Source organism: Pseudoalteromonas sp. meg-B1 (assembly GCF_003173795.1).
Classification (GTDB): domain Bacteria; phylum Pseudomonadota; class Gammaproteobacteria; order Enterobacterales; family Alteromonadaceae; genus Pseudoalteromonas; species Pseudoalteromonas undina.
In genome coordinates, this window is sequence record NZ_QGQU01000002.1 from 489,651 (window position 1) to 511,944 (window position 22,294).

General features: G+C 38.3%; 23 protein-coding genes. 17 read left to right on the forward strand and 6 right to left on the reverse strand.

Annotated features, from left to right (window positions below; translation table 11 throughout):
* Positions 1 to 2: 2 nt before the first annotated feature.
* The 9 genes from DK924_RS10635 (at position 3) to DK924_RS10675 (ending at position 6,289) form a co-directional block, all read left to right on the forward strand.
* A complete protein-coding gene (locus DK924_RS10635; protein WP_028834229.1) occupies positions 3 to 686 on the forward strand; it encodes a GAD-like domain-containing protein in 684 nt (227 codons plus the stop codon).
* Between the two features lie 79 nt (positions 687 to 765).
* Complete coding sequence (locus DK924_RS10640) at positions 766 to 1,242, forward strand: hypothetical protein (protein WP_109875117.1); 477 nt, start codon at positions 766 to 768, stop codon at positions 1,240 to 1,242.
* A 109-nt stretch (positions 1,243 to 1,351) separates the two neighbouring features.
* On the forward strand, positions 1,352 to 2,110 hold the full coding sequence (locus DK924_RS10645) for a ChaN family lipoprotein (RefSeq protein ID WP_109875118.1): 759 nt from the start codon (positions 1,352 to 1,354) through the stop codon (positions 2,108 to 2,110).
* A 4-nt stretch (positions 2,111 to 2,114) separates the two neighbouring features.
* On the forward strand, positions 2,115 to 2,711 hold the full coding sequence (locus tag DK924_RS10650) for a hypothetical protein (RefSeq protein WP_109875119.1): 597 nt from the start codon (positions 2,115 to 2,117) through the stop codon (positions 2,709 to 2,711).
* Between the two features lie 48 nt (positions 2,712 to 2,759).
* A complete protein-coding gene (locus tag DK924_RS10655; protein WP_109875120.1) occupies positions 2,760 to 3,026 on the forward strand; it encodes a hypothetical protein in 267 nt (88 codons plus the stop codon).
* A 60-nt stretch (positions 3,027 to 3,086) separates the two neighbouring features.
* Positions 3,087 to 3,872, forward strand: a complete 786-nt coding sequence (locus DK924_RS10660) for a hypothetical protein (protein ID WP_109875121.1) — start codon at positions 3,087 to 3,089, stop codon at positions 3,870 to 3,872.
* Between the two features lie 178 nt (positions 3,873 to 4,050).
* Positions 4,051 to 4,560 (forward strand): DUF6795 domain-containing protein, encoded by a 510-nt coding sequence (locus tag DK924_RS10665; RefSeq protein WP_109875122.1) that lies wholly within the window; start codon positions 4,051 to 4,053, stop codon positions 4,558 to 4,560.
* Positions 4,561 to 4,597: 37 nt separating this feature from the next.
* Entirely contained in the window at positions 4,598 to 5,095 is a 498-nt protein-coding gene (locus DK924_RS10670) for a DUF6795 domain-containing protein (protein WP_306295544.1), read from the forward strand.
* 27 nt (positions 5,096 to 5,122) lie between these two features.
* Positions 5,123 to 6,289, forward strand: a complete 1,167-nt coding sequence (locus DK924_RS10675; protein WP_076918745.1) for a lipase family protein — start codon at positions 5,123 to 5,125, stop codon at positions 6,287 to 6,289.
* A gap of 13 nt (positions 6,290 to 6,302) precedes the next feature.
* Here the strand turns inward: DK924_RS10675 and soxR are convergent, their stop codons facing one another.
* On the reverse strand, positions 6,303 to 6,761 hold the full coding sequence (gene soxR, locus DK924_RS10680) for a redox-sensitive transcriptional activator SoxR (protein WP_008468671.1): 459 nt from the start codon (positions 6,759 to 6,761) through the stop codon (positions 6,303 to 6,305).
* Between the two features lie 98 nt (positions 6,762 to 6,859).
* On the opposite strand from soxR, the gene DK924_RS10685 reads away from it, so the two are divergent.
* The 3 genes from DK924_RS10685 to DK924_RS10695 are packed head-to-tail and all read left to right on the forward strand — an operon-like array spanning position 6,860 to position 8,513.
* Positions 6,860 to 7,324 (forward strand): flavodoxin family protein, encoded by a 465-nt coding sequence (locus DK924_RS10685; RefSeq protein ID WP_010389334.1) that lies wholly within the window; start codon positions 6,860 to 6,862, stop codon positions 7,322 to 7,324.
* 47 nt (positions 7,325 to 7,371) lie between these two features.
* Positions 7,372 to 7,896, forward strand: a complete 525-nt coding sequence (locus tag DK924_RS10690) for a DsrE family protein (RefSeq protein ID WP_109875123.1) — start codon at positions 7,372 to 7,374, stop codon at positions 7,894 to 7,896.
* Positions 7,896 to 8,513 carry a GDSL-type esterase/lipase family protein gene (locus DK924_RS10695; RefSeq protein WP_109875124.1) on the forward strand — a complete coding sequence of 206 codons (618 nt, stop codon included), beginning with the start codon at positions 7,896 to 7,898 and terminating at the stop codon, positions 8,511 to 8,513. The genes DK924_RS10690 and DK924_RS10695 overlap by 1 nt, the downstream gene beginning before the upstream one ends.
* A gap of 35 nt (positions 8,514 to 8,548) precedes the next feature.
* Here the strand turns inward: DK924_RS10695 and DK924_RS10700 are convergent, their stop codons facing one another.
* Positions 8,549 to 10,798 (reverse strand): TonB-dependent receptor, encoded by a 2,250-nt coding sequence (locus tag DK924_RS10700; RefSeq protein ID WP_109875125.1) that lies wholly within the window; start codon positions 10,796 to 10,798, stop codon positions 8,549 to 8,551.
* A 280-nt stretch (positions 10,799 to 11,078) separates the two neighbouring features.
* Here DK924_RS10700 and DK924_RS10705 point away from each other — a divergent pair, with 280 nt between their 5' ends.
* The 4 genes from DK924_RS10705 to DK924_RS10720 all read left to right on the forward strand — a co-directional run bounded on the left by DK924_RS10705 (position 11,079) and on the right by DK924_RS10720 (position 15,813).
* Positions 11,079 to 12,086 carry a LacI family DNA-binding transcriptional regulator gene (locus DK924_RS10705; protein WP_109875126.1) on the forward strand — a complete coding sequence of 336 codons (1,008 nt, stop codon included), beginning with the start codon at positions 11,079 to 11,081 and terminating at the stop codon, positions 12,084 to 12,086.
* Positions 12,087 to 12,255: 169 nt separating this feature from the next.
* Entirely contained in the window at positions 12,256 to 13,494 is a 1,239-nt protein-coding gene (locus DK924_RS10710) for a sugar MFS transporter (RefSeq protein WP_109875127.1), read from the forward strand.
* Positions 13,495 to 13,509: 15 nt separating this feature from the next.
* On the forward strand, positions 13,510 to 15,012 hold the full coding sequence (treF, locus tag DK924_RS10715; RefSeq protein WP_109875128.1) for an alpha,alpha-trehalase TreF: 1,503 nt from the start codon (positions 13,510 to 13,512) through the stop codon (positions 15,010 to 15,012).
* A 111-nt stretch (positions 15,013 to 15,123) separates the two neighbouring features.
* A complete protein-coding gene (locus DK924_RS10720) occupies positions 15,124 to 15,813 on the forward strand; it encodes a LuxR C-terminal-related transcriptional regulator (protein ID WP_109875129.1) in 690 nt (229 codons plus the stop codon).
* A 32-nt stretch (positions 15,814 to 15,845) separates the two neighbouring features.
* On the opposite strand, the gene DK924_RS10725 is transcribed toward DK924_RS10720, so the two are convergent.
* The 4 genes from DK924_RS10725 to DK924_RS10740 are packed head-to-tail and all read right to left on the reverse strand — an operon-like array spanning position 15,846 to position 18,970.
* A complete protein-coding gene (locus DK924_RS10725; RefSeq protein WP_109875130.1) occupies positions 15,846 to 16,619 on the reverse strand; it encodes a CsgG/HfaB family protein in 774 nt (257 codons plus the stop codon).
* Entirely contained in the window at positions 16,619 to 17,041 is a 423-nt protein-coding gene (locus DK924_RS10730; RefSeq protein ID WP_010389317.1) for a curli assembly protein CsgF, read from the reverse strand. The genes DK924_RS10725 and DK924_RS10730 overlap by 1 nt, the downstream gene beginning before the upstream one ends.
* Positions 17,035 to 17,427 (reverse strand): curli production assembly/transport protein CsgE, encoded by a 393-nt coding sequence (locus DK924_RS10735; RefSeq protein ID WP_010389316.1) that lies wholly within the window; start codon positions 17,425 to 17,427, stop codon positions 17,035 to 17,037. Before DK924_RS10735 ends, DK924_RS10730 begins: the two co-directional genes overlap by 7 nt.
* 40 nt (positions 17,428 to 17,467) lie before the next feature.
* The gene (locus DK924_RS10740; protein WP_109875131.1) at positions 17,468 to 18,970 is read right to left on the reverse strand and encodes a curlin; all 1,503 of its coding nucleotides are present in this window, start codon (positions 18,968 to 18,970) and stop codon (positions 17,468 to 17,470) included.
* Positions 18,971 to 19,542: 572 nt separating this feature from the next.
* Here DK924_RS10740 and DK924_RS10745 point away from each other — a divergent pair.
* Positions 19,543 to 22,047, forward strand: coding sequence for a S8 family serine peptidase (locus DK924_RS10745; protein ID WP_109875132.1), 2,505 nt, complete (start codon positions 19,543 to 19,545; stop codon positions 22,045 to 22,047).
* Positions 22,048 to 22,294 lie beyond the last annotated feature (247 nt).

The window sequence follows — 22,294 nt, forward strand, 5'->3', positions numbered from 1 at the left end:
TAATGAATGAATATTTTGATGATTTTTACAATTATGAGGGGTTTGGCCCTTCAATTAAAGCAAGTATACCTAATCAAGAAACACTTGACTTTTATAAAGGTAGACTGCCAGAACGTTTAATAGAATATTGGAAAGAATATGGTTTCTGTGGGTGGGGAGATGGCATTTTTTGGCTAGTTAACCCTAGTGAGTACCATGACATTCTGCAAACGTGGTTGCAAGGAACTGAATTTGCTAAACGAGAAGAGCAAGGTATCGATAGTTATTATGTTATTGGGCGAAGTGCGTTTGGGGACTTAATTGTTTGGGGTAGCACATCTGGCCAGAGTATAGATATCAATTCAAATTTTGGTATGCTATTTCCTACCGATAATTCTACAGATTTAGAAGAAGATGGTGAAACATTAACGGTCGATTTATTTTTTGCATCAATGAGTAAAGAACCTCTAGATGAAAAAGACGTCGATGAGAAGTTATTGTTTGAAAGAGCCTACAAGGAACTAGGCCCCTTAGATTCTGATGAAATGTATGCGTTTGTACCTGCATTGGCCTTAGGTGGTACAAACAAACTAGAAAATCTAAAAAAGGTAAAGGTTATTGAGCATCTAAACTTTTTAGCTGACTTAGGTGAAAAACGGGTAATGGCTGATATTGTTGCTATGTCAAATGAGTTACATAAAAAGTAGATATGATTTTAGTAAGTTGCTAACTAAAAATATAAGTTGAGCAATTACACCTTTACTGTCATTGACTAAGAGATTTTACATGACAAATTTATTTGAAGTTTCGATAAAAAAAAATGAGACAAATAGCTTTTTTCGTGGAGAAAAAAACTATTTTGTAAGAACTCCCGATTTTGACCAGCATAATCATGGTGCAAACCTTGGCGGACATGTTGAATCTTTTTTAAGAGCGAGTAATGATAACGCTGAAGTTTTTGATAAAGCTTTTATAAAGTTTTTGGAGTCTCTAGAGGTAAATAAAGAAGATTTGACACACTTTATGGCAAATCTTTCAGCGTTTTTTGCATTAAAAAATAGAGGTAGATTGGAAGGTTCAACGCTCTTTAGAAGCCTCAATAGCAACGAATCAAAATTAGTTAAAAGCTATCTAACACAGATATCAAACAGTGAAATATATTTTAGTGAAAAGGATAGAATATATATACATGCAAATTTCATCTCTAAAAATGGTAATGATCTTTTATTAAATGTGCTGAAAGAAATAGATGGTATTAAATAAAGGTGGTATACGTTCTGGTTTTTAGACTAAAAATAAGCAGAAAACCTAAATCCCCAGTAGTTGATCACTAAACTGTGCAGTAATTTAAATAAACCTATATGGAAATAAAATGAATAAAATAAACACGGATGTAAATTACAGAGCAATGGCTGGTAATGCGCGATTAGTTATTATTGCCGAGTCGAGCCATAACCCCGTATCTTATAAATATGAGGCTATAAAGGCCTTAAAACAGCTTAAGGCGGCTGGTTTCACTCATTTTGCAATGGAAATGCTACCTACAAGAATAAAAGACAAAATAGATTTTTATCAGCGTACTGGTAAGGGGTTTGACGTAATCAAGCAGCACTTTAAATCAAAATGGAATTGGACTAATGCTTCAAGCACAGGATATGGGGAGTTAGTAAAAGCGGCTAATTCTCTCGGGATGAAAATTGTTCCTTTAGATATGCCTATTGAAATGATGGATGAGATTGACGGACGTTGTAATTGGGAGCAAGCAGACACCGGCTCATGTACTGACTCTCATATCGAACGAAACCATATGTGGGCAGATATTTTAAGTAAAAATTTAAAGTTAGAGGAAGGCTCTCGAATTGTTGCATTTATGCATAGGTATCATGCGTTTCATGCTGGCAATAAGCATATTGGAATTGACTCTATTATGTTAAATTCAAAAGTTAGTCGTATCAGTATCATAGAGTACATCGGTGGATCTACCTGTATTGACAATGGTATTTGTAAGGGGGAGGCTGATGTCGAAAAACCATTAAGGGAAACTTACTTTTATAGGAAAGGAACGTATATACCTTCGCCTTTACCTTCTTACACAGTTCATATTCCTGAAAAAGTCATTTTAAGGAAATGATGATATGGCTAAAATTTTATTATTATTGATTCTTATAGTGCCTTCTATTCATGCCGCTGGCCCTCGATGGGATAATTCAATAGATATAAATGCTCCAGATTTGACTGTATCAGCTGCCGCAGAGCAGTGCCATAAAAGCTTAATTAACGCGCCTGAGTATCTCGAAGAGTGGTGTGAAAAAGCTTATGAAATGGGATACTGGAAGGCACTGGTTACACTAAGCCTTCATAATGGAGATGGAACTCGATTATTAAAGGAGGCCAAAAAGCGGGTTGCGGCAAAAGAGCCAAAAGCTTATTCAACTTTAGCTTGGTTATATGGCAGTGGTATGTTTGTGGAGCAAGATATTAATTATGCTATTTCCCTTTACAAAGAATTTTTAGCATTAGATGCAGAATTGCCAAATTCGTTAGTTGCGGCTGCGCACTTTAAGTTAGCAAACTTATATGAATCGCAGCAGAATTGGCTTGCAGTAAATGAGCATGCACAATATGTTATTGACCACAGCCCTTTAGCTTATGATAAAGAACGAGCTGTTGATTTGTTAGAGTTAGCTAAAAAAGAAATTTTGATTAAGAATAAATCATTGAATAAAAACTGATACAAAAAGGAGCTATAAACGCTAAATTTAAGGCGCTATAGAATTATTATGGAACAACAACACCAACACACACTAACCAACCTTGTATACGATATTTACGAGGATCCAACCAAAATTGAAGAGCATCAAGAGCTTATTCAGCCATTACTGAGCGATTTAGTTGCAACTGCCCCTGCAGGTTTTGAGGGCATGGCGACGATGATTAATATTCATATTTCAAACGGGTTTAAGTTTAAAAACCCTAAAATACAGAAGTTTGAGCTTGAGTCAGGCTTATTAAAGCTTAAAACCTACCTTCAAAAAATAAACCTTTAATTAGTTTCGTAATTGCCAATACTCTCGGCGCAGTGTGTTGGCTGTAATCAAGGATGATAAATGACTCTTATAAACACCTGCATTTTAATGCTGTTTTTACAGCCATTATTTGTTTATTTAGCACTTTTTAAACAGTCAAAATATAGCGTTGAGCCAAAAAGCTCGTTAGATAATGAAGATTCAATGTTTTTATTTATCGCCCCTGGCTTATCGGTTTTTTACCTTGATCAGTTTTGGGTCGCGCTGCTTTATTTAGGTAGTGTGTGCTTATTGGGTGTATTGCTAGCTAAAATTGTAGAAAGCAAAGCAAACAAGCGATTGACCAGAGATGATTCAATAGGGTTTATGGTCGCCAGTTTTATCTTTTTTGGAATGATAAAGTTAATTATTGTCGCGGTAGCGTATTTTTTTACCGATGACGCTTCGAGCGCGATAATAGAAGATTTAAGCCCAGCTAAAGAGCCCTCATTGACGATTAGCCAAATGTTTAGTGTGGATTATTTGTATAGCCAGTTTAAACCTACGGTTTATTTTTTAGCATTAATGGTAGTGACCTTAGTGCTTAAAATTATTGAATACAAGTTTTCTTTGAAGGAGGCGCTTTCAGGCATCCTTATTATGCTAAGTGCTATATTAGTAGGTATTTCTCCACTATTTGGAGAAGCTTATATATTAGGCTTAATTGCTAACTTTTTTATTTTTTTTATAGTGTGCTCTACATGTATCGAAATAGACAAAATAGGGGATGCATCGGGTGGCGCTATTGCTATTTTATATGGCTATATATTAATGATGGGGCTAGGGTTTAGCATTATATGTAAGCTGGTTTATGAATTGTTTTTTTAGGGAAAGATTTCTGCTCATTTTTTGCTCTAAATGCTTGCAGTACGCTTTGTACCCAATTAGAATAAATTTTAGTTGAAATGGGCAATTTCATTAACGCTGATAGTTAAGAGTTTAAAACGTCATTAAATAGCAATACGACACGTGTATTTTGAGTTTAATAGTTTGGAGCTTGTATATTTTGTTATCGCGTTTTAAAGCTTACTTTTTGGTAGTTGTATCTATTACTATTATTTTTACTACAACACAGGCTTGTGCAGGTATATTTGGTTTTTTTAATAAGCAAGATTTTGTTTTATCGGCTCCGATAAAAGGGCAATTATTAGATGAAGGGCAGCCTATTGCAAATACTAAGGTTGTACGTGCGCTTACTTATGGTGATGAATATAAAGATGAAGCAATAACCGATGATAATGGTTTTTTTACCTTCACAGAAAAATCTATAAAAACGAGTAAGCCTGCAAACATGTTTGATAATGAATCACTGGTTCAACATGTTTATTTAGAAAATGGTACGCCTGAGGGCGTTGTTCTTTGGTACATAACCGTGTCTATGCACGAGGGGAGTGATACCCTAAAAAGCTTACTCGCTGACTTAGAGTGTGATATTGCCAAAGACCCACAAACATACGACATACCTATAGAAGAAGCGCCAGAGAACTTCTTTACGGTATATGGTGCATGCATTTGATTTATTGGAGATTATATTTTTGATGGAGCGGTTTAAGTTGCCATTACTCATTGTAGTTGTGGCTATTCTAATTTTATTTACTACAACACAGGTTTTTGCAAATATGTTTGGTTTTTTTAGTAAGGAAGATTTTGTGTTATCAGCTCCAGTTGAAGGGCGTTTGCTTTTTGACGAGCAACCTGTTGCTGGTAAAAAGGTATTTCGTAGACTAAATTATGGCGATGAATATATTGATGAAGTAACAACAAGTAGTGATGGTCGTTTCTCTTTCCCTAAAAAAGTTATCAAAACATCAAAGCCATCAAACATGTTCGACAACGAATCTGTTATACAACACATATACACATTAGATGAGAATGCAAAGGAAGTTACTATTTGGGCTGTTAGGCTATTTCCTTATGAGCATAAAGATACGCTAACCAAATACTTAAGTAATTTGGTTTGTGATATCGCAAATGAGCCAGAAACATTTGATATAGCTGCTAAAGATAATAAGCAGCATACATTTGCAGTTTTTACCACCTGCAAGCTCTAACGTTTAAAACCAATAAAAGGATTTAAAATGAATACGTTAACACCTACTCAGGCAGTCCAATTAGCTTCACTTGCTTATGATGCTAAAGAATTAAAAAATACAAAACTATTAAATGGGCTATTGCATGCATCCTTGCGAGATCAGTTTGATTTTTCTATCAATAATAGATCCATACAAGGTGTGTCAGGCGGGTTTTTCTCTCATTTATTTGGTTTAAGTACTGGGTTTGGCCTTGTTGCACACGGTAAAAATTCATTTCAAGGTGATTCAGTAATCACTATTCGCGGCACGGCTTCTCTTAGAGATGGCCTAACAGATGCACATTTTGGGTTAAGCGGTGGCTCTAACGGCAGTATGGTACATGCTGGGTTTAATAAAACCTTTTATAGTATGAAACCTGCACTACAAGAGTTCGTTGCTGCTAACATTCGAGACAAAATAACCGGCTGTGTTCATATTGTTGGCCACAGTTTAGGTGGGGCACTGGCTACGCTTTCTGCTGATTGGATAAAAGCAGAGTATTCGTTACCCGTTAAATTATATACATTTGGCTCGCCAAGAGTGGGGCTTGATAACTTTTCACGCGCTGCTACTTCTCGTATTGATAAAATATACCGCTGTACACACGGTGCTGATCCGGTTACAAAAGTGCCTTTGTGGCCATTTTCACATGCGCCCTACAATGGCCAAGAAATTCGTCTTGATAATGGTCAGGGCCTTAAAGGCGCAGCACACAAGTTAAGTGGTACGCCAGGCTATGTTAATACTGCAAACAGTAATGATTGGGGCAATTTAACTGTAAAAGCAAACCACTTTTTAAGCACGCCAGTACGCTTAAAGTTTGAAGACAGAAACCAAGCTTCATTTAGTTCACACTGGGCAGATAAACTGGGCGCTGCGTTAGTTACCTTATTAAAAGATTCGGGTTACTACAGTGCTGTTGCGGCACAAGCAGCCATAGGTACAGGCTTAACTTTTTACGATATGCTCGCGCGAACGCTTGATAAAATAGCCAAAGCGTCAGCCTCATTTGCAACGCAAACCTTAGGTTTACTCGGCCACATGCTAGTGTTTGCTGGCAAAGTTATTAGTAAAGCCGTAGAGCTGACTTACAGTTTTATTAAATCAGTATTTGACTCAACTCTAGGGGCATTATATCGTGCTGCACGAGAAGGCTTAAATGGTCTAGATTAAGGTCTTATAAGCCTTAATCTCGCTCTAACAAAATGGCACCACTTTGGGTTTCACCTAAGTGGTCGTCTTTGTTATAAATAGGGCACTTACTCATTGATAAACACCCACAGCCAATACAGCCATCAACCCGTTCACGTAGACGTTGCATATAAGCAATGCGCTCATCAAGCTGTGCTTGCCATTGTTTTGAAAGTGCAGACCAGTCTTTTTGGGTAGGTGTGCGCTGCTCTGGTAACGTTGCCAGAGTTTGTTTAATTTCTTCCAGCGTGATCCCCATCGCTTGTGCTGCTTTTATAACTGCTACTCGCCTTAGTACATCTGGTTTAAAGCGTCGTTGATTGCCACTGTTTCGCCAACTGCGTATTAGCCCTTTATTTTCGTAAAAGTGCAGTGTAGATACCTTAACGCCACTGCGTTTAGCGACAAACCCAACCGTTAAGTTGGCTTCAGTAAGCTTTTTTTGTACCGCCATCACTTTAATTCCTTTTAAAAATTAAATTATTTCTTATTGACCTGAACTTAACTTGAGGTTTTAAGCTTTGCTCCATCATAAGAAAAGGAGCTAACCCAATGCAAGAAAAATCAGCACACAATATCGCAATCATATATTCAAGTGGACGTAAAAATGGCAATACTACCGCGCAAGTTAATGCCTATAGTAAGCAACAAAGCGGCATTGTTTTTTGCTTAGATGATTATGTTATTTCACCTTATCGCTACGATAAGCAGTATCACAATGATGATTTTTATAATTTGTTTGAAGTGTTACTTCGCTACGAACATTGGGTGTTCGCATCGCCTGTGTACTGGTATAACACCACGCCAAAAATGAAAGCATTTATAGATAGGATCACAGATTACATGGATGATGAGGCGTTAAAACCGAAGCTTAGAACTTTACGTCAAAAGCAGTTTTCACTGCTGTCTAATGCCGCATCTCCCTCTGCGCCAGACGCATTTATCGATATGTTTAAACATACCTTTAATTATTTAGGAATGACTTTTAAAGCGCATTCACATGTTCAGGCTAGTTAATCACGTTAAATAGCGTTAGGCTAAACAAAAAGTAAAAAGGATGATGTATGAAAACGTTACTTATTGGCTCAAGCTTACTTTTGGCTAGCTTTAGTACTCTTGCTGCAGAGCCTGCGCCTGTTATTAAAGACTATGGTTATTTTTATAATGTGCACGAGCATAAATCTGATTTAAGCCAAGCGCAGTTTAAAATTGCCTTTGATGTAGGAGATGGCGCTGAAAAGGGCGTGCAAAATAATCATATTAATTCGTTAGCGCGATTTATTAATATGCATGTGGCTCACGGCGTAAAACCAGAAAATATTCAGCTTGCGCTGGTGGTACACGGTGGAGCCAGCGTTGATGTACTGCAAAACAGTGATTATAAAGCTCGGTTTGAAAAAGATAACAAAACCGAATCTTTAATTAAACAGCTGCTTGCTAATAACACGCAGGTATATGTATGCGGGCAGTCGGCAATGCATATGAAGGTAGCAGCAGATCAGCTTATACCTGGGGTGAAAATGGCGCTTTCAGCGATGACAACCCACGCCCAGTTACAGCAACAAGGCTATACATTGAATCCGTTTTAATGAATATTCTGTGTTTTGGTGATTCGAATACCTTTGGTACATCACCCGTTGATGGAAAGCGGCTGCCTGCGCATGAACGCTGGCCGGGCATATTGGCAGAGCTGTTGGGTACAGGGCACCTCGTTATTGAAGCTGGGCAGCCTAATCGTACCTTAGTGAATAACCCGCCATTTAGCGGCGATAAATCAGGCGTAAAGTATTTAAAACCTTACCTTGAAGTGCACACCGTTGATGTTGTTATTATTCAGCTTGGCACCAATGATTTAAAAGCCCGTTTTGCACTGTCTGCTATCGATATTAGCAAAGCGCTTGAGGAGTTGATTTTAGCCATTAAAGCCTTTTATCATTGTAAAACAATACCAAAGATTATCATTATAAGCCCGCCCACGGTTCATGAAGTGGGAAGTTATAAAAGTATTTACGCAGGTGCAGGTAAAAAAGCTGAACAATTATCCATTGAGTTCAAAGCAGCCGCTGATCGTCACACGTGTGAATTTTTAGATTGTTATCCGCTGATAAAACCATGCAAGAAAGAGGGCATACACTTACCCATTAGTGCGCATAGAGAGCTTGCTAATAGGCTGACACCTATAATAAAGAAAGCCGCAGTATATTAATCACCGCGACTTTAATTTATTGCTTAGGGAGTGTATTAAAATTCGTAACTAACACTTAAGCGTGTTGTACGCGGCATAATGTAACGGCCATTGGGAGCGTCGGCATTGCGTGGGTCGCCTTCAGTGATACCTTGCTCGTCGGTTAGGTTATCTATGGCTAATTGCAGTTTAATGCCTTCCATCGGCTCAACAATTAAACCTAAGTCTACTTTTTCGTAGCCATCAAGTGTCACGGTGTTTTCGTTATTACCAAAGCGGTCATCCACTGCTGATAAGGTACCATATAAAGTGGCATACATGCCGTCTACTTCAAAGTCATAGCTTGGTGTTACACGTACCTGCCATTTAGGTTGGCGCTGTGCGTCGTTACCTTTATTTTCAGGGCTTTCAGTGATTTCGGTTTGTTGTAATGTGGTATTTAAATTAACAGAAAAGCCAGATTCATGATTAAAGTTGTAATCAAGTTCAACACCATACGCTTCGTTGGTTAAAATTTCAGCCGGTACACCCGGGCGACTTACAAAGGTATCGCCTTTTACTTCGTTGACAAAAAAGGTGGCGTAGAAGTCGGTAGAGTCTGAAATAAGTTTATAACCTAGCTCGCCCTGCGTTACTTCTTTAATTAGTTTTTCACCCCCTTGGTATGCGCCAAAGTTATCTCTAAAGTCATCAAAATATGGCATTTTATAACCACGGTTAACACGTGCAAACACGCCCATGTCGTCATTAATTGAATAGTTTAGACCAGTTGTCCATGAGGTTTTACTTTCATCGTAATCAACAGTTTTAGTGATAATACCGTCAAGGTCTTCATCAACACTGTACTGCACATCATGGTTTTCTTTACGTACACCTAGATCAAGCGTAAATGCATCTGCAAATTTATATTGGCTTGTAAAGTAAAGGGCATTGGTGCGTGCATCGCCTGTTGAGCTGATATCGTAATTAAAACCGCAACCGTCAGTGTTTTGGTTACATTCAATACCATTTAATAATTCACCACCGGCTTCCAGCACATGATACGCCGTATTACCTAAGCTCCACCAATCGCTCGCAGATGTGCTTGCTGTGTAATAACCAAAAGTGGCCGATAAATCGCCAAATTGTTTTGAAAAAGCTAAGTCGTTAGTAAACGAGCTTATTTCTTTTAATACTACCCAGCGACCCAGTTGCTGAATCGCAGTGTCACTAGCGTATTCGGTGTCAGTTACCGCACCAAATGCAGTTTGGCCATTGTCGGCCACTTCACCAACCGTCGTTGCGGAGCCATTGGGTACTAGGCCAAATGTATTGGCATCGCCTTTTGTAATATTGAAGCGATCAATAAATTGCCAGCCATTATCAAATTCAAGTTTAATACTACCGCCGGATACATGGCCATCCCATCCTCGGCCATCACCTAGGTCAATGTCGTGTGCTTGCGCATTTGGGCCGGTAAAAATCGTCGCTTGACGGTTAAGTGTGCCAAGTTGGGTATATTCAGCATCAATGCCATTAACATTGAGTGGTGTTGGTAAGTACCATGCGCCATGATCGTCTGTTTGACGGGTATAAAAGTTAAGCTCGCCATTGTCTAACTCTTTAGTAATGTTAATTGTAAATTGACTGCCTTTTTCAGAAGTAAAGCCTGCATCACGAATACCTGGAGAGCTTTTAACATAGCCGCCTACCATAAAATATAGGTCGTCGGTGATTTCACCACTTACTACAGCATCAACCCGTTGTAAGTCGTAGTCTGAGGTAGTGTATTTAAATAAGCCTTGAGTATCTTCACCGCCACGTTTTAACCTAAAGTTGGTTGTTAAACCAGGCTGACCATTGGATAGCACAGGATTAGGACCACCACGCAGTGCTTCCATTGTTTCAATCGTTTCATCGATTCTAAATAACGATGAGTTTTCTAAAAATGAAAGAGTAGGCGCAGGGTAAACTGGCGAGCCTTCAATACTGAGTGTTAAAAATGGCGCATCACCACCTCCTGGAAACCCACGCACAAATACGTTGGCACCAGACTCACCGCCAGAGCTTTCAACCCACACACCGGGAACGGCTTTGAATAAGTCAGCAGTACTTTTTGGTGATAATTTTATAATTTGTGATGAATCAATATTTGTTACAGCGTAGCTGGCATCAATTTTTCTGATCCCAACACCTGCGGGTGTACCAGAAACGACAATTCGCTCAACTTTTTTTTCTTTTGCTTGTTCTGCTGCAACAGCAGCGTGTGTGCTTAGGGCTAAAGTAATTGCACAGGCTAGCATGCTTTTTGCTTTATTGAATTTCATGTGTGAGATCCCGTTTTTAGTGTGTTAAACAGTGTGTATTACAGCGAGATTGATTAAATTTTAATGTAAACAAGCTGTATAAATTGAAACTCTAGAGATAAATGCAAACGTTTGCAATGTTTATTTGTAAATTATTTATTAATATTGGCTGTTGTTTTATTGAGCGTAATTACACAAGAGCGTAATTTTTAAGTTAATGGCCAAGCCAGTAAAAAATAATAATGTTATATTGTCAGTAAGTTAGATATAGCAACAGCCGCAGTGGAGCGTTTAGGGTTTTATGAATAATAAAAAAATTAAATTAGCTGATTTAGCAAAGCTTGCTGGGGTGTCTACCTCAACGGTTTCGCGCGCGCTGAATAATAACCCGCTTATAAAACAAGAAACCCGCGACAAGCTTCAGCGGCTTGCAAAAAAACATAATTTTAGCCTTAACACGGCAGCTAGCCGTTTACGTACGCAAAAAACCAATGTTGTTGCCGTTATTATTAATCTTGATGAGCAAACCGAGCAGTCAATCAGCGATCCATTTTTACTCAAGGTAGTGAGCGAAATTAACCTTGCGCTTAATCAGCAGGGTTTAGAGTTGTTGTTATCTAACTCTATTATGGCGCAAGATGACTGGGCTAATTACTTTATTAATGGCCGCCGAGCAGACGGTATTATTGTTGTGGGGCAAGGAAAAAGCCAAACTAATATAGAAGCGGCTGCCGATGCGGATATTCCTTTAGTTGTATGGGGGGATCCAAAAACACAAAGCAATTATCCTATTGTCGGCAGCGATAACTACTTAGGAGGAATGCAAGCGACCGCTCATTTAATAGAACACGGTGCTAAAAGTATTTTATTTTTAGGCGATCCTGAGCATGGTGAAATTAGTGAAAGGCATCGTGGTTACGCTGCTGCACTTTCTACTCATAAACTTGAGCAGCATGTTATATCCATTGATATTACCAGTCGCTCAGCGTATCAAGCAATTAATCGGTTATTACGTGAAAAAGGTTTATATTTTGACGCGATAATGGCCTGTAGTGACATGGTTGCACTGGGGGCGATGAAAGCGCTGAAAGAGCGCTACGTGAGTATTCCCAACGATGTGGCATTGGTTGGATTTGATGACATTGCCATGGCTGATATTAGCCATCCTTCACTTTCTACAATTAAACAAAACACCCAATTTGCTGCGACTTTGTTAGTTAAAAAGTTAATACAGCAGTTTTCAGGTGAAAAGGCCGAGTCACAAGTTATTGATATAGAATTAATTACTCGCCAGTCAAGCAAACGTTAATCTAGTATGCATGTAGATTAATTGTTAAATTTAAAATGCAAACGATTGCAATGGTATTTGTTCTACACTAAACTCTGGATTTACTGACTAACACACACGGTAATTTACCAGCTATTGGTAATTTGCTTTATAAACGTTATGGCGTATGTCGCTATAAACGAGGCACGCAATGAGTAAAATAAAAATCACATTGGCAATTGCTGCAAGCTATTTTATTTTCGCAATATTATTAAATAGCGTAGGCACTGTTATTTTGCAGGCTATAAACACACTAGAAGTAAGCAAAACAGAAGCGTCGGTTTTAGAAGGGTTTAAAGACTTATCAATTGCAATAATGTCATTTGTTGTTGCTTCATTTATACCGCGTTTAGGGTACAAGCTTGCAATGCTGCTAGCACTGATAGTTGTCGCAATAGCGTGTTTGAGTACGGCTATAATCAGTGACTTTTACATGTTTAAAGTGTTATTTGCTGCTGTGGGTTGTGGCTTTGCGGTCGTTAAGGTGTCGGTTTATTCAATTATTGGCCAAGTGACAGAGGATGCAAATAGTCACTCTTCATTACTAAACACGATAGAAGGCATTTTTATGGTGGGTGTATTAAGTGGCTATTGGATATTCACCGCATTTATAGACCCTGTTGATAGCAATGCTTGGTTGAATGTTTATTACCTATTAGCAGTGCTTACGCTTTTGGTGGTTGTTAGTGTTGTGATAGCACCAATAAAACCCGCTATTAACGGTCAAAATAGCAACTCGGGTTGGAATGATTTTATTGCCATGCTCAAACTGACCTATCAACCGTTAGTGCTGATTTTTATTATTAGTGCATTTTTGTATGTGTTGATCGAGCAAGGGGTAGGGACTTGGTTGCCTACATTTAATAATCAAGTTTTGCAATTACCAGTAGCCATTAGTATTCAACTAGCAAGTATTTTTGCCGCAGCTCTTGCTTTAGGGCGCTTAGTGGCGGGCCAAGTATTAAAGCATATTCATTGGTTTGTTGTACTTAGCTGTTGTTTAGTTGCTATGGCTGCATTGATCATTATTACCTTACCACTAACGGAAAACTTACCTAAAAGCGAGGTGAATAGTTTATTTGATGCGCCTCTGGCGGCGTTTGTTTTGCCATTAATTGGCTTTTTTATGGCGCCCATTTATCCGGTACTCAACTCAGTCATGCTCAGTGCTCTACAAAAGCATCAACATGCTGCAATGACAGGGTTAATTGTTGTGTTTTCAGCACTTGGTGGCACCACAGGGTCGGTAATAACCGGGTATGTATTTGAGCACTTTAGTGGCCAGCATGCTTTTTATCTTTCACTTGTGCCCATTAGTTTAATTTTTATTAGCGTGATTATCTTTAAAAAGCGCACCCATGCCATTTCACAACACGCAGTCAATAGTTAATAGATTAGGACAGTTATGAGTTTTTTTAATAGCCAATTATTTAAAGATGTACAGTCGCAGCACATATTTAGCGACTGTAAAACGTTTGCTGATGCAACCGCGCGTGTTGATTGGCAAAGTGCCTGTATACAGTATGAGCAAATAGCACCCCTTGATAAAACTCAATTAAGAGACTTTGTTGATGCGCATTTTATAACAACGCCTTTATTAACAATGAAAGGGGCTGCAAATACCACCAGTGTAAAAGGCTACATAAATTCACTTTGGAGCGGCCTTCGACGTGAAGCCGATATACCCAAAGCTAATTCTTTACTCGCTTTAAAGCACAGCTATATTGTACCTGGTGGACGTTTTCAAGAGATTTATTATTGGGATAGTTACTTTACTGCGCTGGGTTTAATTGATGCAGATAAAAGTGATGTAGTAGAAGACATGCTACAGAATTTTATAGATTTAATTAATGATTACGGCTGCATTCCAAATGGTAACCGCAGTTATTATTTATCGCGTTCACAACCGCCTATTTTAGCGCTGATGGTTGAGATTTTATGGCAGCACACACACAGTAAAACACATAATTTAGCTTGGCTTAAATTGTGTGTTGAAGCTTTAAGAAAAGAGCACGCATTTTGGATGCAAGGAGCAGATACACTCAGTGATGCGCAAACAAGTGTAAAACGCGTAGTAACAATGCCATGTGGTGGGGTATTAAATCGCTATTGGGATGATGAGGCGGCTCCTCGCGCAGAGTCATTAAGAGAAGACTTAGCGCTTGCATCAGGATTTAGTGATGATAAAAAACCTGAGTTTTATCGTAATATTCGTGCTGCGTGCGAATCTGGCTGGGACTTTAGCTCGCGCTGGTTAGCCGAGCCAAACTTACTAAGCTCAATTCAAACGACAGATATTGTACCTATAGATCTAAATTGCCTACTGTACAATTTAGAAAATCAGCTTAGTGAATGTTTTAAATTGCTTGGCAATGAGCAACAATCACAAACGTACAGCAACTATGCTGTAAAAAGAAAGTCGCTTATTAATCAATATCTTTGGAGCAATGAGAAGCGTTTTTTTGTTGATTATAATCATAAGCTATCTAAGCCGTCTGCTATTTTAAGTTCAGCGGCAAGTACCGCGCTTTTTGTTAATTTAGCCTCGCAACAGCAAGCTGAACTGATTGCAAACGTATTGAGCGAGCAGTTTTTAAAAGCAGGCGGCATTGTAACCACTGTTGTTGATACTCCACAGCAATGGGACAGCCCGAATGGCTGGGCTCCATTACAATGGTTTGCGGTAAAAGGCTTGCGTAATTATGGTATTGAACAATTAGCTACACGCATAATGAAAAACTGGCTAACAATGGTAGAACAAGATTTTATTGAAAATAAATGCTTGCTCGAAAAATATAATGTATGCACACCGCAAAAAAAAGCCAGCGGGGGGGAATATCAAGTACAACAAGGATTTGGTTGGACTAACGGTGTAACATTGCGCTTTTATATGCTCACTAAAAGTTAATTTGCCTTAACTGCTTTATAGGGATTCACTCTGCTAATCTTATACCAAAAGAGCATTGTATTTTGTAGCTGATTTAGGTAATGTGACATAAACGTTTCAGGGATGAAATTTATGTTAAATACAAAATTTGCTTTTATTAAAACAACGTTTAAATCTTCTGCTTATGCAGCTAGCTATACTACGGTTTTAAGTACTTTAAATGCATTATTTAAAGAGATTAAAATGGATGATTCGCTTCCTAAAGCTGGGCAACGTGACAATGTTGAGTTGTTCCTCATCGATGGTGCCGATAAAGATTGGCACTCATTAATTCCTGCCGAATTAATTTGTTTAGCTAAGCAACATAAGGTGATTTTATTTAACGTTGAGCCAAATGCTGTATGTGAGAAAAATTTATTACTAAACCACTTCAATGGTGTTTTTTATAGCTCAGATGCTGCGGAGGATATTTTTAAGGGGCTTGTAAGAATAACCGATGGCGAACTATGGTTTACTCGTAAAGTGATTTCAGGTGCATTCAAAGATATATTAAATGCAGCTTCATCTAACAATTTATTGCACGATGACATAGTACTTAGTAAATCGGATTACGAAAACTTAACCAAACGCGAAAAATCGGTAATCCAATTAATAGCGCAGGGGGCGAGTAACGATAAAATAGCGAACAAGCTCAATATTAGTGATCACACAGTGAAAACTCACCTCTATAGTGCGTTTAAGAAGACTCAATCGCGTAATCGTATAGAGCTTGCAAATTGGGCACAGCGCTACATTTCGGTATTACTTCCATTAGATAATTAAATAAAAAGGCTATATGCATAGCCTTTTATTATTCAAGCTTGTTTTTTAGCCCAAAGTCCTCGATCTATACCTTTAGTAATTAAATCAGTAAGCGCTTTTTCTATGGCTTGTGTCACGCAAATACTCATAGGCTCGTTATCACTAAATCCAGCCTCGGCTTCGGCTAAACGTTTGTAACTAACATATCTAAAGAAGCCTGCTCGCATTTCTTGGCTCAATACTTTTTTGCTGGTCGCTACTGATAATAGTACTTGGCCAGTTCTTACATCGACTGCACGTAAATAAATTGAGATTGCATCTTCACGATATAGCTCTGAGGCACCAATACCAAAGTATTCCATTCCTAATCCGCCAGTTTTTACATTGGTATCGTAGCTAATAATGCCACCTTCTAAAATAATCTTAGCGGTGGTTAATGGCGGTAGCTCGCCCTGATTAGGGTTAGTCGCTTGTGCCGCTCTAATAATTTTTCGCTCAGTCAAAATATTTTGCAAACCCTCACGTTCAACCGGCGTAAACCAGTCAGACTCATATAATGCTTGCACTAGAATAGAGTTTGCACCTTGAGTGACGGCCGTTGAAAACGAGCTAACATTAGTCTGTGGTTTATATTGACCGGTTTGATCGCGAAATGAATAAACCGAAACTGGAATGCTACCCGCAGGTTTAGGTAAGCTTTTTAAATCAGAAAAAACATCTGTTGGCTCTAACGTTACCGCACTTTGTTTTGATGGAGGAATTAAATTACCCATAGTAGAGCAACCACTAAGAGAAAGAGCGATTGTTATTATAATTACTTTATACATTATCCAAACCTCGGAACTTCAATGATCACCACAGAGTCATCAATTATGTTTGTTATTTTTACAGTGATTGTGTCGGTTGTGCTGGTGATGACTTCTATTTGATAATCACCGCTCATAAATATAGAGTCTTGGTTAAAAATACTGTCTTCAATATTTTCGCCAAAGGCCATATCTGTTATTTCTCTAACCATACGGTTTAAGTATGTTCGCTCTAATGAGTCTTGAAATTGCTCAGCGTATCCTTTTTCGACAACCGGTGCTCTATGTTTATTTTGTGCTTGTGCCTTACTAAGTAACATATTGGCATTGAGTGGATTACCGCCAAAGCTCGGGTTAATAGGGGTATAAATAATTTCAGTAGCGGAGACTGAAAAGCTTAAAGTTGTTATTATTGTTAATGCTATTTTTTTCATTTTTACCATCCATTTAATGCCATATCAGGAGAGGAGACTTTCATATTGGAACGCGCCATGGCGTCTATAACTGTGTAAACAGCTTGTTCTACACGTTCATCAAGTGGCTCTAGTCTTCGCCCTAAGTATGTTGCATAAACAACTTGATTATTCATTATTAAGGTTAATTTCGTACCTGCTTTTGGAATGACGGTTTCTTTAATCTCTATATTAAAGCCAGCGGTAGAGGGGAGATCTCGCCAGTAATTAGAAAATTCGTAATAAAACTGATGACCAAAGCGACTAATACTACGATCGAGCAATAAACCATCTATCTCTAGGTCATCAGCAGCCGTTACCACTGGTGAACAAAAGAGTAAAACGGCAAGTAAGTAGGTGTGTTTTGTTTTTATCATAAAGAAAAAAGGGAGAGTCAATCTCCCTCTCATTTATCAATTACATTTGTGTAATTGTTGTTGTATTGCCATCACCCAACTGAGTAACAGAAACAGTGCTATTAAAACCAATAACAGCGCCTTCAACAATATTATCATTACCAGTTTGAGTAACATTAAATGCTACATTTTCACCACCGAGTAAAAATGCTGAATCATCAGTTCCAATAACCCAGTTTCCAATACCTTCTTGTGAAATATCAACGCTATGACCATTTCCTTCAACCATCATATCCACAAGGTTGATGTCGCCATTTTGGGCAATATCAATTTGGTTTGAGTTACTATCTAAGATACCAGCAAGAGTTACGATTGCCTCGTTCTGATTACCAGTTTGGTTAATATCGATATCATTATTGTTAGATGTTAATGCCATATTCGGGTAAGAAGACTGAACTAAAATTGCATTCTCATCACCGGCTTGAGTTAGATTAACGTCATTGTCTGAGCCATTAAAGTTAGCTAAATGCGCTGAATTTAAATTTCCCATTTGATTAATATCAAATTCGTTATTTGAGCCTAATACACCCATGTATGCTTCGTTAGATGCACCATTTTGGTTTGCTTTTAACTCATTATTGTCACCAATAAGTTCTGCAGTAACCATGTTCTCAGTATCAACTTGGGTAATTTCAACTTCATTACCTTGGCCTTCGAACAAAGCCGAATCGGCTACGTTATCAGTACCTTCTTGGTCGATATCAATGCTGTTTTCACTGCCGACTACATCAGTGAAGGCAACCGCATTTGTATTGCCTTCTTGCTCAACGAGAATTTCATTAACATCACCTGAAATATTATTAAAAGTGACCGCATTTCTGTCACCTTCTTGCACAACATCAATTTCGTTATCATTGCCTTGTAGCGAAGTAACTTTAAATGTGTTCCAGAAGCCCGCTTGGCTAAGGTATATTAAATTATCATCACCGGTTAGCACTGATACTTCGGCTTCACTCCATTCACCGCTTTGAAAAGCAGTAATTTCATTGGCATTGCCTTGCATGTCCATGTTGTAAAACCAATGTCCACCAGAGCCTTGCTCTACTTCAACGTAGTTATCATCGCCAGTTACAATATTAATAGCTTCGTTGTTAACTAAAAAGCCTTGACCGTTTTGGCTAACGTAAACATTATTATTATTACCTGTAACCTCTGTTAATGCGCCATTTGCAGTACCATCTTGAAAATAGGCTTGATCGTTATTGTCGCCAACGGTCGTTACTTTAGTGTAATTGCCAAACTGTAATTGGGTGACTTCATTTGTATTGTTTTCACCAATGGTTTCTACAATCATGGTGTTACTGTCACCGTCTTGCATGAGCACCGCAGTATTATTGTTAAGGACTTGCTCTAAAGTAATTGAGTTTGAATCACTTTGAATTGAAACTTGTGCGCTTAAAGGTGAGGTCGATACATTTTTATCTGCCGTGTTGGCGTGAACTGCAAAGCTTGATCCCATTGCTATTGCAATAGCACAGCTAAGAATTGACTTATTTAGTCTCATTATTATTCTCCTTGAAATACAAAATTAAACACCTTGATTATTTATTGAGTTTTAATAAGGTGTTTGTCGTTACAGCATGCCGTGCTGTGATAATGTGTGATTAACTTTTTTATTCTTAAACGTAAGGTGCGTTTTAATTATGAAAGTAGAAACCGGCTTTTTGTACTTAATAAGTAAATTTACCGTTACCTAATTCATAACTGCTCAATCACTGTATTCTTCAATGAACTTATTTTGAATCATCTTTTTTAATGGTATTTAAAGTACTTTATTTTCAATGTCTTGAAGTGTTATTTTGGGGTTGAATTAAATTTACAGTAAAATCTAGTAAAAAATAATGGGTTAATGGCATGTTAAAGTTTATGGGTTTTGCTCATTAAAATGGATGTTTTTTATGTTTTTATCGCTATATTTCTAGTTAAAAATGATGGTTTTGTACCTTGTTTTGCTTTTTTTACTTGAGTTAGTCGTTATTTAGCCGTTTTCTTAAAGCTTGCCACGTGATTTCTTAAATTCTTAGACGTAAATTTTCTACTTAGTAAAGCTAAGTTAACTTAATTACGGATAAAACGATGAAAACAAAATTATCTATTATTACACTTGCACTTTTACCTTGTTTAGCTGCTGCTAAATTACCTGATGCTAACAGTACAACTCAAAAAGTTACTGCGAGCAGTGACTCGATTATTGTTAAATATAAAAAGAATGCTACGCCAGAAATGCGTAAGCAAGCTCGCTCTTTAGTTAAAGCAAAAATATCTGATTTAAACAGCGATGAAGTTGATGATAACTTCACTTCGTTATTTTCTGGTCGCCTTGCTAAATTTAAAGTATCTGGAATGAGTGCTAAAGAAGCTATTGAGCGCTTAAAATCTCATCAAGCCATTGAGTATGTTGAGCCTGACTATCGTGTGAGCATTGCAGCAACACCAAACGATCCTCGCTTTGAAGATTTATGGGGCTTAAATAATGAAGGCCAAACTGGTGGCACTGCTGATGCTGATATTGATGCACCAGAAGCATGGTCAATTTCAACTGGTAGCCGTGATGTTGTTGTAGGTGTTATTGATACCGGTGTAGATTATAGTCATCCTGATTTAGCTGCGAATGTGTGGGTAAATAGCGGTGAAATTGCTGGCGATGGTATCGATAATGATGGCAACGGTTATGTTGATGACGTGCACGGTATTAACGCGATTACCGATGCTGGCGACCCAATGGATGACGAAGGCCACGGTACACATGTATCAGGTACAATTGGTGCCAGTGGTAACAATGGTGTGGGAATTGTAGGTGTAAACCATGATGTATCTATTGCAGGTTGTAAGTTTTTAGCTGCAGATGGTACAGGTTCTACATCTGGTGCTATTAAATGTATTGACTACATGGTAGGCCTTAAAAACTCAGGTGTTAACCTTCGTGTATTAAACAATAGCTGGGGCGGTGGTGGTTATAGCCAAGCACTTGCTGATGCGATTACTGCCAGTGAAGAAGCTGATATTTTATTTGTAGCTGCTGCTGGTAATGATGCGGTAGACAACGATGTAAACCCTCATTACCCATCTAATTATGAAAATGATAATGTATTATCTATTGCAAGCACAGATAGTCGCGACAATATGTCTGGTTTTTCACAATGGGGTTTAACCAGTGTTGATATGGGCGCGCCAGGTAGTGCGATTTTATCAACCATTCCTGGTGGCGGCTATGCAAGTTACTCTGGTACATCAATGGCAACGCCACATGTAGCCGGTGCTGCTGCACTTGTACTGTCAGTTAATCCTGATTTAACAACACTAGAGCTTAAAGAATTACTTATGTCTAGTGGTGATGCTAATGCGGCATTAAATGGTAAAACGGTTGCAGGTACACGCCTAAATATAAACCAAGCACTGATTGATGCTGATCCAACTCCTGGGTTTAAATTATCTGTATCGCCTGTTTCTCAGCAAGCAACTGTAGGTGATACAGTCACTTATACCTTTACGATTGGTTCAATTGCACAATGGGATGGCGATGTTTCACTGGCTTTGGCTGCTGATCTTGCTGATGCATCACTAAGCGCAACTACTGCTCGTCCAGGTGATGAAGTTGTACTTACAGTGGCAACTAATAGCGAAACTCAGTGGGGGAATTATGACTTTACTGTAACCGCGACAACAGACGAGCAAGTTAAAGAGCAAACAGTAAGCTTAATGTTGCAACCTGCTGGTTTGAATGACTTTACTTACACTAGTGATGAAAGTGTTGCGATTCCAGATAATTCTCCGGAAGGTGCAAGCTCTGTCATAACAGTGGCCGATGATTTAACTATTTTTGGTACCACTGCTGATGTAGACATTTCGCATACTTGGTCAGGTGATTTAGTACTTACACTTATTTCAGCGCAAGGTAATGAAGTGACACTGCAAAGCAATGAGGGCGGTAGTCAAGATGATATTGTTAAAGCATTTACTTCAAGTGCATTTAACGGGGAAGTTGCAACAGGTGATTGGACACTTCATGTTGAAGATACTGCAGGCTCAGATACCGGCACAATAAATGGTTGGTCACTTACATTTAGTGCTATTGGTGAAGTAAGCCCACAACCTCCTCGCGCTGGTTTTGATGTTGATACGCAAGGCCTTACAGCCACATTTGTAGATACAAGTCGTGATGCAAATGATGATATTTCACAGTGGAGCTGGGACTTTGGTGACGGTGCAACTTCAACTGATGCAAACCCTGTTCATGCCTACGCTGAATCAGGTAGTTATGAAGTTGAACTAACTGTAACAGATAGTGAAAACAACTCAGATACATTCACACAAACAGTTGTTGTAAGTGATGTTGAAATTGAGTTGAGTCTAAAACGCGCTAATAAGTCACGTCTTGATACTATGCGTGTAGAGTTAAACTGGGAAGAAGTGGGTGCTGAGTCACTTAGCTTATACCGAAATGGTGAACTAGTAGGCACCGTATCAGACAATGGTCGTTACCGTGACTACGTTCGTAACGCAACATTACCTGCATATGACTATCAGTTATGTGTTTCTGAAAACGTATGCTCGAATATTATTACGGTTTCATTTAATTAAACAGAACATACATTCCTAATGTAAACCAAGCCCAGTTTTCTGGGCTTTTTTATGCTCGATTGATAAGTGTCATTTATTTGAGCTTAGTATATGAATGGATTTTTATACGTATAAATAACTAGTCTTATATTATTAATTAGTTAATTAATACTTTTTTTGTTCATTAATTACACTTTATTTACTTGATATTTACTTTGTTCATGCTAGTTTCATAAATGGAAACTGACAATAGCATTTCTTAACACAC

What these genes read in the sequence shown, in the direction of transcription:
- DK924_RS10640 (WP_109875117.1), top strand. Translation starts at nt 766, where the DNA reads ATGACAAATTTATTTGAAGTTTCGATAAAAAAAAATGAGACAAATAGC.
- DK924_RS10655 (WP_109875120.1), top strand. Translation starts at nt 2,760, where the DNA reads ATGGAACAACAACACCAACACACACTAACCAACCTTGTATACGATATT.
- treF (WP_109875128.1), top strand. Translation starts at nt 13,510, where the DNA reads ATGAGTTTTTTTAATAGCCAATTATTTAAAGATGTACAGTCGCAGCAC.
- DK924_RS10690 (WP_109875123.1), top strand. Translation starts at nt 7,372, where the DNA reads ATGAAAACGTTACTTATTGGCTCAAGCTTACTTTTGGCTAGCTTTAGT.
- DK924_RS10695 (WP_109875124.1), top strand. Translation starts at nt 7,896, where the DNA reads ATGAATATTCTGTGTTTTGGTGATTCGAATACCTTTGGTACATCACCC.
- DK924_RS10660 (WP_109875121.1), top strand. Translation starts at nt 3,087, where the DNA reads ATGACTCTTATAAACACCTGCATTTTAATGCTGTTTTTACAGCCATTA.
- DK924_RS10685 (WP_010389334.1), top strand. Translation starts at nt 6,860, where the DNA reads ATGCAAGAAAAATCAGCACACAATATCGCAATCATATATTCAAGTGGA.
- DK924_RS10650 (WP_109875119.1), top strand. Translation starts at nt 2,115, where the DNA reads ATGGCTAAAATTTTATTATTATTGATTCTTATAGTGCCTTCTATTCAT.
- DK924_RS10710 (WP_109875127.1), top strand. Translation starts at nt 12,256, where the DNA reads ATGAGTAAAATAAAAATCACATTGGCAATTGCTGCAAGCTATTTTATT.
- DK924_RS10635 (WP_028834229.1), top strand. Translation starts at nt 3, where the DNA reads ATGAATGAATATTTTGATGATTTTTACAATTATGAGGGGTTTGGCCCT.
- DK924_RS10675 (WP_076918745.1), top strand. Translation starts at nt 5,123, where the DNA reads ATGAATACGTTAACACCTACTCAGGCAGTCCAATTAGCTTCACTTGCT.
- DK924_RS10735 (WP_010389316.1), bottom strand. Translation starts at nt 17,427, where the DNA reads ATGATAAAAACAAAACACACCTACTTACTTGCCGTTTTACTCTTTTGT.
- DK924_RS10745 (WP_109875132.1), top strand. Translation starts at nt 19,543, where the DNA reads ATGAAAACAAAATTATCTATTATTACACTTGCACTTTTACCTTGTTTA.
- DK924_RS10645 (WP_109875118.1), top strand. Translation starts at nt 1,352, where the DNA reads ATGAATAAAATAAACACGGATGTAAATTACAGAGCAATGGCTGGTAAT.
- soxR (WP_008468671.1), bottom strand. Translation starts at nt 6,761, where the DNA reads ATGGCGGTACAAAAAAAGCTTACTGAAGCCAACTTAACGGTTGGGTTT.
- DK924_RS10730 (WP_010389317.1), bottom strand. Translation starts at nt 17,041, where the DNA reads ATGGTAAAAATGAAAAAAATAGCATTAACAATAATAACAACTTTAAGC.
- DK924_RS10740 (WP_109875131.1), bottom strand. Translation starts at nt 18,970, where the DNA reads ATGAGACTAAATAAGTCAATTCTTAGCTGTGCTATTGCAATAGCAATG.
- DK924_RS10700 (WP_109875125.1), bottom strand. Translation starts at nt 10,798, where the DNA reads ATGAAATTCAATAAAGCAAAAAGCATGCTAGCCTGTGCAATTACTTTA.
- DK924_RS10720 (WP_109875129.1), top strand. Translation starts at nt 15,124, where the DNA reads ATGTTAAATACAAAATTTGCTTTTATTAAAACAACGTTTAAATCTTCT.
- DK924_RS10725 (WP_109875130.1), bottom strand. Translation starts at nt 16,619, where the DNA reads ATGTATAAAGTAATTATAATAACAATCGCTCTTTCTCTTAGTGGTTGC.
- DK924_RS10705 (WP_109875126.1), top strand. Translation starts at nt 11,079, where the DNA reads ATGAATAATAAAAAAATTAAATTAGCTGATTTAGCAAAGCTTGCTGGG.